The 14,289-nt window shown below is 37.8% G+C and carries 12 protein-coding genes; all 12 read right to left on the reverse strand.

Annotation, left to right across the window (positions count from 1 at the left end; all coding sequences use genetic code 11):
• Nucleotides 1-7: 7 nt before the first annotated feature.
• The 12 genes from ACULLG_RS05485 to ACULLG_RS05540 all read right to left on the reverse strand — a co-directional run bounded on the left by ACULLG_RS05485 (nt 8) and on the right by ACULLG_RS05540 (nt 14,278).
• Complete coding sequence (locus tag ACULLG_RS05485; protein WP_452125762.1) at nt 8-1,402, reverse strand: pyridoxal phosphate-dependent decarboxylase family protein; 1,395 nt, start codon at nt 1,400-1,402, stop codon at nt 8-10.
• Between the two features lie 61 nt (nt 1,403-1,463).
• Nucleotides 1,464-2,315: a carboxypeptidase-like regulatory domain-containing protein gene (locus ACULLG_RS05490; protein WP_452125763.1), complete on the reverse strand. Its 852-nt coding sequence runs from the start codon at nt 2,313-2,315 to the stop codon at nt 1,464-1,466.
• Between the two features lie 111 nt (nt 2,316-2,426).
• On the reverse strand, nt 2,427-3,002 hold the full coding sequence (locus tag ACULLG_RS05495) for a hypothetical protein (protein WP_452125764.1): 576 nt from the start codon (nt 3,000-3,002) through the stop codon (nt 2,427-2,429).
• A 24-nt stretch (nt 3,003-3,026) separates the two neighbouring features.
• Nucleotides 3,027-4,991, reverse strand: coding sequence for a serine hydrolase domain-containing protein (locus ACULLG_RS05500; protein WP_452125765.1), 1,965 nt, complete (start codon nt 4,989-4,991; stop codon nt 3,027-3,029).
• Nucleotides 4,992-6,692: a serine hydrolase domain-containing protein gene (locus tag ACULLG_RS05505; RefSeq protein ID WP_452125767.1), complete on the reverse strand. Its 1,701-nt coding sequence runs from the start codon at nt 6,690-6,692 to the stop codon at nt 4,992-4,994.
• A 6-nt stretch (nt 6,693-6,698) separates the two neighbouring features.
• The gene (locus tag ACULLG_RS05510) at nt 6,699-7,496 is read right to left on the reverse strand and encodes a type 1 glutamine amidotransferase domain-containing protein (RefSeq protein WP_452125768.1); all 798 of its coding nucleotides are present in this window, start codon (nt 7,494-7,496) and stop codon (nt 6,699-6,701) included.
• A gap of 88 nt (nt 7,497-7,584) precedes the next feature.
• Complete coding sequence (locus ACULLG_RS05515; RefSeq protein ID WP_452125769.1) at nt 7,585-8,640, reverse strand: helix-turn-helix domain-containing protein; 1,056 nt, start codon at nt 8,638-8,640, stop codon at nt 7,585-7,587.
• Between the two features lie 116 nt (nt 8,641-8,756).
• Nucleotides 8,757-9,326, reverse strand: coding sequence for a hypothetical protein (locus ACULLG_RS05520; RefSeq protein ID WP_452125770.1), 570 nt, complete (start codon nt 9,324-9,326; stop codon nt 8,757-8,759).
• Between the two features lies 1 nt (nt 9,327).
• On the reverse strand, nt 9,328-10,215 hold the full coding sequence (locus ACULLG_RS05525; protein ID WP_452125771.1) for a GIN domain-containing protein: 888 nt from the start codon (nt 10,213-10,215) through the stop codon (nt 9,328-9,330).
• A 2-nt stretch (nt 10,216-10,217) separates the two neighbouring features.
• Nucleotides 10,218-12,224: a S41 family peptidase gene (locus tag ACULLG_RS05530; protein WP_452125772.1), complete on the reverse strand. Its 2,007-nt coding sequence runs from the start codon at nt 12,222-12,224 to the stop codon at nt 10,218-10,220.
• Nucleotides 12,225-12,331: 107 nt separating this feature from the next.
• Nucleotides 12,332-13,357, reverse strand: a complete 1,026-nt coding sequence (locus ACULLG_RS05535) for a helix-turn-helix domain-containing protein (RefSeq protein ID WP_452125773.1) — start codon at nt 13,355-13,357, stop codon at nt 12,332-12,334.
• 468 nt (nt 13,358-13,825) lie between these two features.
• Nucleotides 13,826-14,278 (reverse strand): Lrp/AsnC family transcriptional regulator, encoded by a 453-nt coding sequence (locus ACULLG_RS05540; protein WP_452125774.1) that lies wholly within the window; start codon nt 14,276-14,278, stop codon nt 13,826-13,828.
• Nucleotides 14,279-14,289: the final 11 nt, after the last annotated feature.

Consider the following 14,289-nt stretch of genomic DNA (forward strand, 5'->3'; position numbering starts at 1 on the left):
TTTCTTTTTATGATTCCATCCCCTTAGCTTCCAATGCTTTGCCAAAAACTTCAATGCTCATTTCAATATCCTTCGTTGTTGTTCTCCACGAACAGATACTTATCCTAATGGCAACTTCTCCTTTCCAAGTGGTTCCACCTACCCAACAAACTCCAGAGTTTTGAACATAATCAATAATTTTATTTGTTTTTTCATCAGATTCAAACCTCACCAAAACTTGATTGAACACTACCTCGTTTAATACGGTATATCCGATATTTCGTAAGCCTTTTTCCAGTTGTCTAGCATGTTGATGAAAGCCGAACACCATTTCATCAATTCCATGTTTTCCCAATGATTTCATAGTTGCCCATAATTCAATGGCACGGGAACGTTTTGAAAGTTCAGGGGTCGTCAACAAAGGATCTTTTTTCTCACTATACAGAATGTATTCACCAGTGGCTTGTAATGCTCCTATTAACGATTGTGGGTGTCTGCAAAGCACTATTCCAGAATCGTAGGGTGTATTTAAGGTTTTATGTCCATCGACCGCCCAAGAGCAGGCTTTTTCCATACCATCCGTTAGATAGGATAGTTTTTTTGTGGCAGCGGCCCACAATCCAAAAGCTCCATCTATATGTGTCCAGGCACCAACTTCATTGGCTAAGTCACACGCTGTATTGAAATCATCAAAAGAACCGGTGTTGGCGTTCCCTGCTTGCAGGAGTACCAAGCACGTATGGTCTAATTTGGGTATTTGATGAACGATTGCCCTTCCTTGATCATCGGAAGGAATCCATTCGATACTATTTTTACCATAACCAAGCATTGCCAATGTCTTCTTTATGCTGGCATGTATTTGATCATGTGCAATTATTCTTAGTGCTGGTGCTCCATTAAGTCCTTTTTCATTGACATGCCAGCCTTGTTTTTTTAATAAATGCAACCGTGCCGCGGCCAAAGCACTTAAATTGGCCATGGAGGTTCCGCTTACGAAACCGGCAATTGTTTCAGGAGGTAAATTGAACAGCTCCTTAAGCCATCTTTCACATACAATTTCCAATTCGGCATTTATAGGTGAGGTAAGGTACAAACCTCCGCATTGGTCCCAAACGTCTGCCAGCCATTTAACGGGTAACGATGCAGGTACCGCTCCTCCGTTCACAAAGCCAAAATAACGCCCCCCGGTCTGGGCTACCGTTCCTTTTACTCCGATGGTGGCCAGGGCGTCCAGTACCTCTACAGACGTGGAGGGCAAATTAGTCAAAGGGACGTGAAAAACCTTCAGAGCATCAATCTCATAGTCATTTGGATAGACCCTCGAACTATCGACATTGCTCATATACTTTATAGCGTATTCTTTTGCCTTTTCGAATGCGGTTGGGTCATTGCTTTCACCCAACATTTTATCTTGAATGTTCATATACAATTTATAATCAATTGGTTTGGGGTTTATATGTTAACCGTCGGGGTCCTCATAGGCGTTACTTTTCTATCAAGCCATTAAGATAGATTGCCAAAGGAGGTCTTTTGTTGACCTGCCATTTTCCAAAGCTATTATCCCTATGCAATACTTTATGTCTTTTATTTTTTGAATGTGAGAAAAATATTAGATTCTGACCTTTTTTGGCATACCAAACACGTACCCATTCCATAGTGACCAGTATTTCATGGTCAACCCGAACATCTTGGTCAATCATATTAAATGTAATCCAGTGATCGTGCTTTTTTGAGGTAACATACGCCGGTTTTTTCAATATGCTTTCAAAACTTAACTTATCAAGCACTCGATAAACATTAACCCGAAATAAAATGCTGTCTGCAGTGTTTTCTCTCAAATGAAATTTTATGTTCTTAATCTTATATTCTTCTTTTGACTTGGGCAATACAATTCCCCATTCCCCTCCCCAGCCAAATTCTTCATTTCCGGATTTACCCGTAGTCGTGGTTGAATTTTTATAGTTGCCCAGTTTGATTTTTTTAAATCCATTTTCTCTGGGATTCACCACAACCTCAGTAAGTGAAATTGTTGAAGGTTGCAGCACCACCTTAATATTTAAATTTTCAATTTTGCCGATCGAAACAGAAAATTCTTCATAACCCAACATTGAAAAGAAAAGACGTTCATCTTTTCCAATTCCATCCAAATCAATAAAAAAAGAACCATCATTTTTTGATATAACACCTTTGGATGTATTTTTTACACCTACGTGAACATAAGGTAATTTTTCTCCTGTCAGCCCATCTGTTATTATTCCTGTTATGGTTTGACCGTGACTATCCAAGCCTTTGTAACAGAAAAGAATTACAAGAAGAACACTGTTCAATTTTTTCAAAATGTCCACTTAATATTAACACAAGGGAAGTTTTCCATTTTCACTATACTAAATATGTTCAATACTCCATTATTTAAATCTATTGGGTTAGAGACCAAAGACGAGGGAGCGTTATATCTTTTTTAAATAAAACTCGCCTTGGGATAATACAATAACGTTGCCATAAATGGATTGCTCGGTTAAGTCAACACTTTTTTCTGACAGTTTTAGCTTTATCTGAAAACTACCTCTAATTTTGGTGCTATCTGAAGATATTGCATCTATGATAATATAATTCTCAAAATCTTTATCTTCAAGAACATCATAACCTTCTCCAAATACATCGCCATCTCCATAGGCGAGGTCAAAATAGGCTGTTGGTAAAACTGGTTGTTCGCTTCCTCTTTCTTCAAAATATAAAGGGACTTTTCCAGTTTTCAAATCAATATTTCGAATTCTGATTTGTTCTCTTAGGTAGCCAAGGTCATTGTACACCTCGAACTTGATAATTTTTTTATCATCCAATAAATCCCCATAGTAGGCAACTTCGCCATTTTTTATTAGGGTGTCATTTACTATTACATTGAAATAAATTCTGTCTTTGTCAACAACAATTTCATCAGAATTGGAACAGGATAAAAACAGTAATATAATCCCTATTGTAACCGCAAGACCTATTTTTGAATCAATCCTTTTATATATTGTCATTTCTTCTTTTTGAAATCTTCGGTTCTAATTCCTTCCATAAAATAAAAACCTACCTAAAGCTTGGCCCAACTTGTGCCCCGTGTTGCTGTTGGTGAACATCACGAAGCCCATTTTTTGCTTAGGGAAGATCACAAATTCGCTCTGAAAATCACCATTACTGCCTCCATGCATTATTGCTTTCCCTAAAGCAGTGTCCTGTGTAAAAAAGCCCAGACCCAATCCTTGATTCCAGTAGGGAAGTTTATCGGTTCTCGATCCCGTTAAAACCTCTGTATGGAACATTGCATCATACTGTTTCTCTGAGAGTCCTTCACGGTTTATCAAGGCATTGACAAAATAAGAGAAATTGTATGCTTCCGTAAGCAGACTGTGAGCCACTCCTGGCTCATCGACCATATCGTAGTAGGTAGGGTAATTTTGCACATGCCCCTGCACCATGCTTATGCTATCATTGCCGTTAAGATATAATTGGGGAATATTGAGCGGTTCAATTACTTCTTCCTGAAGCAACTGGGCTAAATTTTTATCTGTGATTTTTTCAACCACCCTTCCCAAATATTGAAAAGCCTCTCCAGAATACCCATAACCTTTACCAGGGGCAAATAGCAAATCTGTCTTTTGACCGTCCATCCATCCATTTGGTCCTCCCCAGGCCCAGTTGGGCAATCCAGATTGATGTGAAAGCACATGACGCGCCGTCATCCCCTCGTAGAGAGGATCATGCTCTATATTTTTAAAAACGAGATACTCATGGAGGGGTTTGTCCAATTCCAGAATACCGTTATCAACTAGCCGGTTTGCAATAAAGGCAAAAACGGGTTTGGTGACAGATGCCGCTTGAAACACGACCTTTTTATTAACAGGTAACTTGGTTAAAGTACTCTGCACACCGAAGGTTTTATAGTAAGCTAGCTTACCTTCTTTTATCAGGGCGATAGACGCTCCAGGTACATTGAAATAGTTTAAATACGTTGTCACAAAAGCATCTACCCTATTGGTGTCCAAACCATTTTTGTATGTTAATATTCCTTTTTTTGGAATCAAAAAATCTGGCACTGAAAAAGTTTTTAGTTCTAATAAGTTTGCCTTCAGATTGGATTGTAAATCGACTTCAACATTTTTTGTCTCGTCAATCCGAAACTGGTTTTGCTCTCCCCAGCTTGCCCAAGGATTGGATATTTTATATGCCGATGATATTTGGTATTCCCCTTTGGGTAGATTTACGGAGTAATTTCCAAAGGAATCCACTGCTGCGATCACCCATAAATCAGGGTTTTCTTTTGATGAAAACATAAGTTCATCTATAGTTTCTTGAATATATTTGTCTTTCCATTTTACATTCCCGGTTAGGTGCAGTAATTCCGTGTCTTTTTGGAGCAGGACCAAATCCCCCAATTGACCGCTATTGTATTCTTTTAAAAATCCGTAATAACCCTTGCCCCAGTTTAGATATTCCGTATCCTCATTTTTGTCCTCATCGATATACAACAGGTCAAAACCAATAGTTTTCAAGGGACGTAAATACCCCCCTAGCTTTATCTGGATTTCATAGTATTTTTGGTTTCCACTTTTCAAAATTTTATGGGAGACGTCATTTTTCGAAATTTTCGCATGTACAGGATCTTTAAAGATGTCGTGTTTGAAAAGAACAAACTGATCACCTTCAAACTTTAACATGAGGTTACTCGGTGCACGTTTATAATGGCCGGCATTGATATATATCTCGAGCACTTCTTTTGGTATGAAGTGGTTGTCGTTCACCATAAAACCTATGGATAACAATTGCTTGTCATAGTCACAAGCAAACTGAAGGGTCCCATAAAAATCATGCGGATTTTTTCCAATGATCACCTTATGGCCTATAGCCTTCCAATCGGCGAACTTGCCATCCACGATTATATTGTGGGCATTTACGTAGGCCACTTTACCGTTGTGACCTAATGCAAAAAGACCAAAGCACAGATGGAATATCAGTAGAACTCTTCTCATCTAGATTCTTTTAAACCATAAATTCCTGATTGCATCATTTCTTACATAAAACCCTGTTATGTTTTCATTGTCGTCTTTGGAGAATTCTATACTCCGCATGAACCATTTATCGCCTAAAAACAAGGTGGGTTTTATTGGAAGGTAAACCATATCCCCAATTTTTGCATTGCTCAACACCAAACCATTTTTTGCTGCTCTAGCCTTGAATACCACACCATACTCTTTGTTATAATATGTTCCTTCTAGTTTATTTTTGAAGTTTTGTGCGTTGTACGTTATCGGTTTATATTTTTCAAATTCTATAGGTTTAGCACCAAAATATTCGTAAAACATAGTGTTGGGATCATCCTTTGGGAAATTGACATACACCTTATCGTCGAAACGCATTTTCATTTGAAATTTGCCGCTATCCAATGGAATCAACGGCGTTATATTTTCACTAGATCTGATATATCGTAAGGTATCATCAACGACCTTTATCTCTCTAGTAAGTTCTCCTTCTTGATCCCAGTAAAATCCCTCGTGTTTTTTTAGGTCACGGGCATGTATTTTTTTGGTCTTTATCGTACTAAAATCGACGGTCTCAGGTTCGGTAAAGTGCTGCTCCAATATATTGTGGGCAGCAATTACCCCTGTATAGCCATTATAACCATTGCCATCGTTACTTAGCGCGATGGCAACATAATCTTGGTTCGGGAATTTAAAAATTGAACTGTCGTGTCCCCCCAAACTTCCAACTATGTAGGTTGAGAATACACCTCTTTCTTTATGTCCGTATAACTGGCCTAAAGTGAGGTCGCCCCAACTTGTGCTATTAGTTCTGCCATCATCCAATGTAACAGATGTATCCATTAGGTCAATGATTTGTTTGTGCTCATCATTCTTATTTGCAAGGTGTTTTTCCCATAGGATCAAATCTTCAATAGATGAGAAAATATTATTATTTCCTGATAATTCGTTCCTTGATTCATTGCCGAAAATCTTTTCGTCTTGATTGCGGTAAGCTTTGGCTATCCTATCATCCAGGCTGGTTGAATTAGTTCGCACAAAGGTGTCATTCATCCCGAGTGGAATGAAAATATCCCCCTCCATGTAAGCCTTAAAGCTTTTGCCCGATATTTTGGCTATCAATCTTGCCAATAGCACAAAGTTGGTGTCCGACCGGGTGTACGCTGTGCCGGGTTCAAACACCGGGTTTTTTTGTAATGAAATTAGTTTTAAGATGTTATTTTGGGAAAAATTGTCTGTGGGGCTCCAACCACAAATTCCCAGCAGCACATCATGATCATATATACCGCTTGAGCTTCTCAGTAAATCTTCCAAAGTAACTTTTTGGTCAAAATTGCTTAAGGGTTCCAAATGTTTTCTAACATCGTCCTTCAAACTAATTTTACCCTCTGTTACCAATTTTAGCATGGCATATGCCGTGAAATGGACCGATGTATGTGCAAGATTAAACCGTGTTCGCGAGGTGATAGGGATTTTATTCTCAATATCCGAAGCGCCAAAGCTTTTTTTATAGACTACGTTCCCGTCTTTTATGATGGCAAATGCAATACCCGCTGTGTGGGGCATTTTCCAACCTGCATCCTCAAATATTTTATCAACTTTTTTTTCCTGTTCAGGATCAAGAGTGGATATGTTTTGGGCATATGTTTTAAAAGTTACTATTAGTAAAAGGATATATTTTGATGTTTTCATTATGGCTTAATTTATGTTTTGATTTTCCAAAATCTCGATTACTCGCTGTGCCACCAGGCCAGAGCCGGTTGGGTCTTGTCCGGTTACTATCCTACCGTCTTGCAGGTAAAAACCATCCCATCCTTCCTCCGAATACTTAAAATCACCTCCATTTTCAATAATTTGTTCTTGGATTGAGAATGGAAACTCTTGATAGTAATCGGCGTTCTTGTCTTCAAATAAATCAGGGAATCCGGTGATTTTTTTCCCTGAAACCAAATAAGTGCCATCCGTTCTTTTGAGGTTGGCCATTCCTGCGGTGCCGTGACAGATGGCTGAGATGACCCCTTTGTTCTCTTCGTAAACATTCATTGAAATGGTCTGAATCTCTTTGCTATAAGGAACAGTGAACATGGCACTTCCTCCCCCAGTATAATAAACGGCATTATATGTCGTGTAATCAATTTCATGTGGCGCCTTGGTCCGTTGCAATTGGTTCATAAACTCGGCATCATAGAGATATTTTTTGGTGATTGTATCGGAACTGTAGATATAGCCCACAGCAACCTCTCCTCCTTTTGGACTTACAAAGTCCACCGCATATCCGTGCTTTGCAAATTCTTCATAAGCATATATGATTTCAGGGAAATGGTTGGTGCATTCTATTTCTGAATCTCCGTAATGATGTGCATTGCTGACTATGAAAAGGATGCGCTTTTGTTGTATGCCATCTAAAACAGATTCCCCAGTACCCTCCTGTTTTTTACTTGATGGTTGGCATCCAAGTAAAATGAAAATGCATAGCCATTGTATTGTTTTCTTCATGTTCTGAAATTTCAACACAATTAAGCACGAACTGTACAAAAAAAGATTTCTGGTAATAATTCAGGAATACTGAATTATAATCTAGGAACTAAAGATTCACCTCGGATTGTGAATTTCGATACTTCGCGGGTGTAGTTCCCGTGTGCTTTTTAAAAGCGACATAAAAGGCTGATTTGGAGTTGAATCCGCAGTCATATCCGATGGATTCAAAGGAATGACTACTATGTTGTTTTATTAGTCTTTGGGCAGATGTGATGCGTTTTTCGTTCACATAATCAGCAAAACTGACATTCATATTGTCGTTCAGCAAAAGTGAGAGTTTGTTAGGGAGTATTTTGAGTCGCTCCGAAACTTTGGGCATCGTAAGGTTGGCATCTTTGTACAATTCTTCTTCTTCCATCAACCTTTCCAGCTTGGTTATCAAGTGTGCTGCTTTTTCACCATCAATTCGCTTCTCCCGGTTCCTCGGAGGAACTAAAAATAGTAATTGGTTGCGCTTTTTGGCAAATAGCAACAATACTATGAGAAGGTAAAAAACAAATGAAAAAGATAGAGCTCCCACAATGTAAGAGGTGTAACTTGCCGTATTAAAGGCTATGCAAATAATTGCATTACCAATATATACGCTCAAGAACCAAAATTTAAAGGAGGGCAGCACTCCTTGAGCTTTGGAGATCTTATGAAAATTTTTCCTTATTAAAAAGCCGGTAATAACGACGTATGCAATCCATTGAAGATAAATAAAATCAAAAAACCAACTAATCCATAACTTCTCGTAGTTGCTTCGGGGAAACAATAAGAACAAAGCAAGGGCGACAGGTATTAATATTGCGAAATGTAATCTGGTTTCCTTGGCCAGGTCTTTGGAGACCATCAATGCGGACTTTACATAAAAATATAGAAAGGGACCAATGAACCAACAAGCGAACAATCCAATTTGTATGTAGATATCTGCTAAATCATAGTTAAAGAAAAAGAAGACCGATTTTCCTACACGCACGCTCAGAGCAAGTAAGAGCAAGCCCAAAAACAGATGACTTTTATGTTTTGGTCTCACATGAAAAAGAAAAAAAAGACCCATCAATACCCCGTTAAATGCTCCCAGGGCACTAAAAAAGAACAATAATTGTGATTGCAGATCCATAGATTCACAAGGCAAAATTAGAAAAGGCGGTACAGTAATATTAATAAAAAGATTGTTAAGGCGGCAAAAGCGAAGAGGTGGGAAAAGTAATTTCCATTGGCTTTGTTTAAGATATCTTAGATATCGAACTCTTCATTTTTATTTAATTCGCATTCGGAATCTATTTGGTTAGGGGCACCATCTTCAATAAGCCAATATTCATTTAGCAAGGAAGAATAACAGACACTGACTTTGATGTCCCGTATTTTTTTTTCCAAAAACCGGGTTTCCGGAGTCCATTTTAGGAATATTAGGGTTTTTGTTTCTCCTGGACCGATCATTTCATTCCTTATGTTTCCCGAAGTGCTTATCAAACTATAGTCTATGTTTTTTACTTCTGGAGTTAGCGTGCTTACTACATCGAACCATTCTTTAAAATAAATACTATCATTGTACACTTTGTATGAATGGACTTTTGCCAATCCATTGCCACTATTTTTAATTTGCACCCCAAAACCTTTTCCTGCATAAGTCCACCCTATGGTAACGTAAGGATACATAGTGGCTTTTTGTTGCGTGCGCATGATACGTACCTCCTGAGTTGAGATAAAAAGTGCACAGACACTAACAAATAGCGCACTCCCGGCAACCAATATATTTGTATTAATGGTTTTAATTCTTTCAATGAGTTTATCGCGAAATTTCATGTCAATCTTTGAATAATTTTAGCACACCATTCTTGTTGTCCTCACGGACAGTGACTAAATACTCTTTTACACCTATACCTTTGTCCCTATAAACTTTAGTGCCAATACTCCAGCGTTCTTTTTTGACGGTCCCGGGAAACATAGCAAACCCATAACTAAAGTGCCCTCCATCTTTTTTGGGACCAATTACCACAAACTTGTTTCTATTCCATGAATTGTTTTTGATTTTAAGGTTTATCCATTGAAGGTTTTCTTTGGGAAGAAATCTTTGTTTTTCAGTCAAATTATTTTGCTTAATGGTTTTGAATTTGGGTTCATTTTCTAAAACCAACACACCATCTTCATCAATTTCTGAACTTAATCTGTCTGTTACGTTTAAAGCAACTTTACCTCTGCCAGTTATATGGACATCTGCATTTTTGGCAATCAAGTTAGTGGCATCCACGGCACCGTGTTTTGCAATGATACTAAGGTGCTTAACATTGCCGGCGACTTTGATTTTCCCAATGGTTGCAGTCAATTCCAAACTATCTCTATTTACATTTGAAAGCCTTACAGTTTCATGTGTGTCCACTTCCAACCTTTTAAGTTTACGTGCAATAATTTTGATTTTTACCCTTTTGGAAGGCTCAATCCATTTTAATTGGCTTAAATGAACAGTAGAGTTTTTAACTTTTTTGTCAACCAAATCCAATAGGTTTTCATCAATGGTTATGGTCAATGACTCCTTGGTTCCACAGTCTATAACAACTTCTGCGTACATATCCAAAACGAAGTTTTCCACATTCTGTATGGCGTAGGTTTTGGTCACGATTTTTTTGTTTCCTTTTGTCTGCGCAATACTAGCTATATTGGTCAGTACTATTACCAGTGTAATCAATTGTTTCATGGTTATTTTGTTTTAATTAGTTCTAATACGCCATTTAATTCCGTGTCCACCCCTTTTACTAAATCATATGGATTCTTGTTTAGCATCATATTAGGCTTAACACCTCCATCCAATGGCACTTCACCAGTAGGGACATACATGTTTACTACTGGTATATCCACCACTATTTTCGTGTTTGGCAACCGTAAAAAGAAAATGAAACTTCCATTTGTGCCCATTTTGTTTCCACCTGTTTCTTGTCCAACTAGGGTTACATTGTCCAATTTTTTGGCATACATGGCCATAAGATGTGTTGCGGAACTGTTGGACGCATCTATCATCAAGTAAACATCACCTTTAAACCCATCTTTTTTGGGTTTGTACGTTTTTCCTTTTACCGAATACTTTTCTTTCAGCATATATCTGCCATTTTGCTCATGGGAGTATTTGCCGCTGAAATCATATGGAAACTTGTCCCAGGTACTGATATGTTTTTTGAACTCTATGGGAATCGTAACATATCTGACCGAAGCTTGCATGGGTGGCATTTGCAGGGGCTTCTCAATTATCCGTTCCAGAATATATTCGCCAACCTCGCCTTGTCCACCTTCGTTTCCCCTTATATCGACTATGAAATTTGCAATGGATTTTTCATTAAGTTCTTTAAAAACATTATCCAAATACCCTTTCCAATCAAATTCATTACGGTGAACTGCAAAAGACTTTATGGCTAGTTTGGCAGTATTGTTGTTTATGATTTCAAAATTCCACCCCTCTTGTAATGATATGGCCAATTCACCATAACGCTGAACCAATCTTCTGGTTCTATTGGTTTTGGATATTGCCTTTACCGTTGCTTCAAAAGTTTCTTGTGAACTGATATCTTTTAACTGAAGTTGAAATGTTTTTGCACTTCCAAATTCGATAGGAAAGAAAATATCGAATAATGAGAATTTTTCCTCGCCGGTTACCAAAAGCCTTTCAAGTTTCTTTTCGTAATTACTGCCATCTGAGGTTATATAATGCGCCAATTTTGACAACACTTGGTCAGTAGAAACTCCATTTATACTTAAAATTTCGAGCCCTTTTTTTAATTCGTTGTTTTCTGATGCATTTTTATCAATAAATAGCCTTTTCCCTATTCTGTTAAACGTAAAAGGAATTTTGTCGTGTTGCGAAAACAATGCCCGTCCTACAACATATCCCTGATTCCATGGGTTTGTAAATGTGTGGCTACACTTAACTTTTGCCACTGTTTTTGAAATGGCGCCATAAGCATTGGTCAAACTGGGATTTGCTTTTAAACTATCCTCTAGCAGCTTAAAATCGTTTTGCAAGCTGACCGAATCCCTGAACTTGTAAATGGCAGGATGTACGTGTTGTATTATCTTTTTTAGAATGTCCACGTCTTCTTCAATCTGTTCGCTGGTGTATGTCAGCGAGACCACTTTTTCCTTGTCATAAAAGTTGAATTCGTTAAATACGTAATCTTTTGTTATGCTTGGATCATTAAACCCAAGTGCTCTGTTATTGGAACCTTGAAGTTCTAACTCATCATTCACTTTAAATTTGAATTGCAATGCTCGTTTTGAAGTCTTGAACGGAATCGTAACTTGGTAAATGCCGTCACCATCTTCGTCAGTCATTGGATAGTCCTTGTCCCATGACAGTGGCGATATGTTACCCACCACGGCAGCTTTATTGACATTGTCCAGTGCATTGGTGTTGACCGAAAGTGTTACCTGATAATCTTGGGCACTGCAAGAAAGTATTCCAAAAATGAAGAATAGTCCCAATGTATTTATAGCATTGGAAGTTTTATGGAATATAATGTCAAATAATGGTTTGTTTAACAAATTATGGTCCTTCCAACTGTTGCGGATGATGTAATCAATTCCAAACCGGTCCGAATCCAATACCATACCGTATATCGCTACCCGTAAAGATCCCATTGTCAGAGGCATCTGCCAAAGTCCGTTGTTCCATTTTTGGCCAACCGTTGTACATAACTGTTCTATAAATCGTCTCATACCACATTTGTTTGGTTCAATGATTCAAAGGTGGTGAGAACCGCAAAGTCTAAGGTGTCAAATGGTGGCCAAAGGGTATCATCCACGAATTGAGACGTGTCGATTTGTTAGCCCAATGAAGTTTTTAGCGTTTTTAAGTACTCCGATGGCGAGGTGTTGAGTGCTTTTTTAAAAGCCCTGTTGAAGGTGGCCTTGCTATTAAAACCACATTCATATGCAATACCTATCAAAGATAGTTGTTGATGTTTTCCCTGGGCAAGACTATCCTTGAATTCTTCTATTCGATAATAATTGATAAAATCGTTAAATTTTAGATTGAATCCTTTATTGATGGTCTCTGATAATTCTTCTCTGGTGGTCCCCATTTTTTTTGCCAAGCTTACCAACGTCAAATCAGGTTCTAAATAAGGTTTGTTCTCTTTAAAATAGGATTCAATTTTATCTTTATGCTGTTGTAATTTTTTGGGCAATTCAATTTTTTTACTCCTGCTTTCGATTTCTTCAACAATTTCCAGTTCTTTTTTATCCTCTAAAAATGTTTGAACATCCAACCTTTTCAATACTCCCAGGTCCGTAAAATACCCTTTTATCCCAACATAAATAATTGCAATTCCTGATAGTAAATAGTACCACCATTCCTGAATCCAGCTTAAATCCGCGATAGTGGCATTAACTACAATTTGAATGCTGTAATAAGCGAACAAAAAGGTATAGATTATTAAGAATAGACGCAGCCAATTAAGCTCCAATTTATAGGTGTTTGAAAAATAATGCTGAATCTTCTCCCGATACCCGTAAAGAGCCTGAAAAGACAAAACCAAATAGGCAATCATCTGTACTATGGACAATAATGCAACTATTGGATCAAGGTATTTCCATTGAAAATTAATTACCAAATAACCGTTCTGTGTAGTGTTGAAACCTTCTTGATTAGCATCGTAGATCAAGATACATAGGTGAATCAATATTAGAATGGAGACGGGTATGAAATGGGTTAAATCCTTCGAGGAGAATTTCTTTTTTGGGTTGGTAATGGAACGAAAATAAAAATAGATAAGCGGTGCAAGAGCAAAAGATAAATTAACCAGATAATAGTTGATTTTAGTAGTTCTAAAAGTATCATACCATCCCATAAAGCCAATAGTGTAGGTGGTTTGGTGGTAGCAAGTAATTAATAATATTAGCCCTAGTAATAAATCTGAAATGTTTTTGCTTAAAGAAAATCTATAGAAAAGCAAGCTACAGAAAACTAATCCTTGCAGGGTCAATATCAGTAAAGGGGTACTGTATAGGTTGAAATCTGGAAACATGCTCCATAAAAATACTGAATTCGATTTTGATAAGTCCTACAACGTTGTTGACGAAGTTTAGGATCAACAGACAATTATACGACCTGTCTATAAAGGTAAAGGAGAACCCAGGAATAACTGGATTATGAAATACCCGCCTTTGTTATTTGAAGACAACTCGAAACTTGTTTTGACCCATGCCAGTATTTTTTAGCCCATCAGGGATGGGCGCCTAAAGAAATGTCTTCACTTTTAAGGTCCTTCTACTTGAGGATGTTATGGTTTTGAAAAAACATTTTGCAGGCATGTTTATTATGTAAGGTCAAATGGTGCGGTATGAACCTTTTTAGATACTATGGATTTTAAAATCAAAGAGGTGGTCAATTCACCATATTCGGCCAGTCTGGCGTTTAGGTTTTCCAAATGTCCAGGGTCTTTAACATACCCTTTCATGAGCATACAATCGTGACCTGTGAGTTTGTGGCATTCATGGATTTCAGGAACGGAACCAATGTAATTCTCAAAGCGCTCAACTTGTCCAAATCGGATTTTTATTGAAATATACACTCCCAAAGGATATCCTATACTACTCATATTCAATACCGAAGTGTATTGTTCTACAACCCCAAATTCCTCCAGTTTCTGAATGCGTTCTGCAACGGTGGGGGAGGATAAATTTACTGCTTTGGCAATCTCTTTGAGTGAGCTCCTAGCATTCCTTTGAAGAATTTCGAGTATTTTCCAGTTTATAGCATCTACCTTCATTTGTTAGGTGT

It is taken from the genome of Flagellimonas sp. 2504JD1-5 (assembly GCF_053618295.1).

Bases quoted from the DNA above. Each gene is read 5' to 3' on its own strand.
- ACULLG_RS05485 (WP_452125762.1), bottom strand. From the start codon at position 1,402: ATGAACATTCAAGATAAAATGTTGGGTGAAAGCAATGACCCAACCGCA.
- ACULLG_RS05495 (WP_452125764.1), bottom strand. From the start codon at position 3,002: ATGACAATATATAAAAGGATTGATTCAAAAATAGGTCTTGCGGTTACA.
- ACULLG_RS05500 (WP_452125765.1), bottom strand. From the start codon at position 4,991: ATGAGAAGAGTTCTACTGATATTCCATCTGTGCTTTGGTCTTTTTGCA.
- ACULLG_RS05505 (WP_452125767.1), bottom strand. From the start codon at position 6,692: ATGAAAACATCAAAATATATCCTTTTACTAATAGTAACTTTTAAAACA.
- ACULLG_RS05510 (WP_452125768.1), bottom strand. From the start codon at position 7,496: ATGAAGAAAACAATACAATGGCTATGCATTTTCATTTTACTTGGATGC.
- ACULLG_RS05515 (WP_452125769.1), bottom strand. From the start codon at position 8,640: ATGGATCTGCAATCACAATTATTGTTCTTTTTTAGTGCCCTGGGAGCA.
- ACULLG_RS05520 (WP_452125770.1), bottom strand. From the start codon at position 9,326: ATGAAATTTCGCGATAAACTCATTGAAAGAATTAAAACCATTAATACA.
- ACULLG_RS05525 (WP_452125771.1), bottom strand. From the start codon at position 10,215: ATGAAACAATTGATTACACTGGTAATAGTACTGACCAATATAGCTAGT.
- ACULLG_RS05530 (WP_452125772.1), bottom strand. From the start codon at position 12,224: ATGAGACGATTTATAGAACAGTTATGTACAACGGTTGGCCAAAAATGG.
- ACULLG_RS05535 (WP_452125773.1), bottom strand. From the start codon at position 13,357: ATGGGATGGTATGATACTTTTAGAACTACTAAAATCAACTATTATCTG.
- ACULLG_RS05540 (WP_452125774.1), bottom strand. From the start codon at position 14,278: ATGAAGGTAGATGCTATAAACTGGAAAATACTCGAAATTCTTCAAAGG.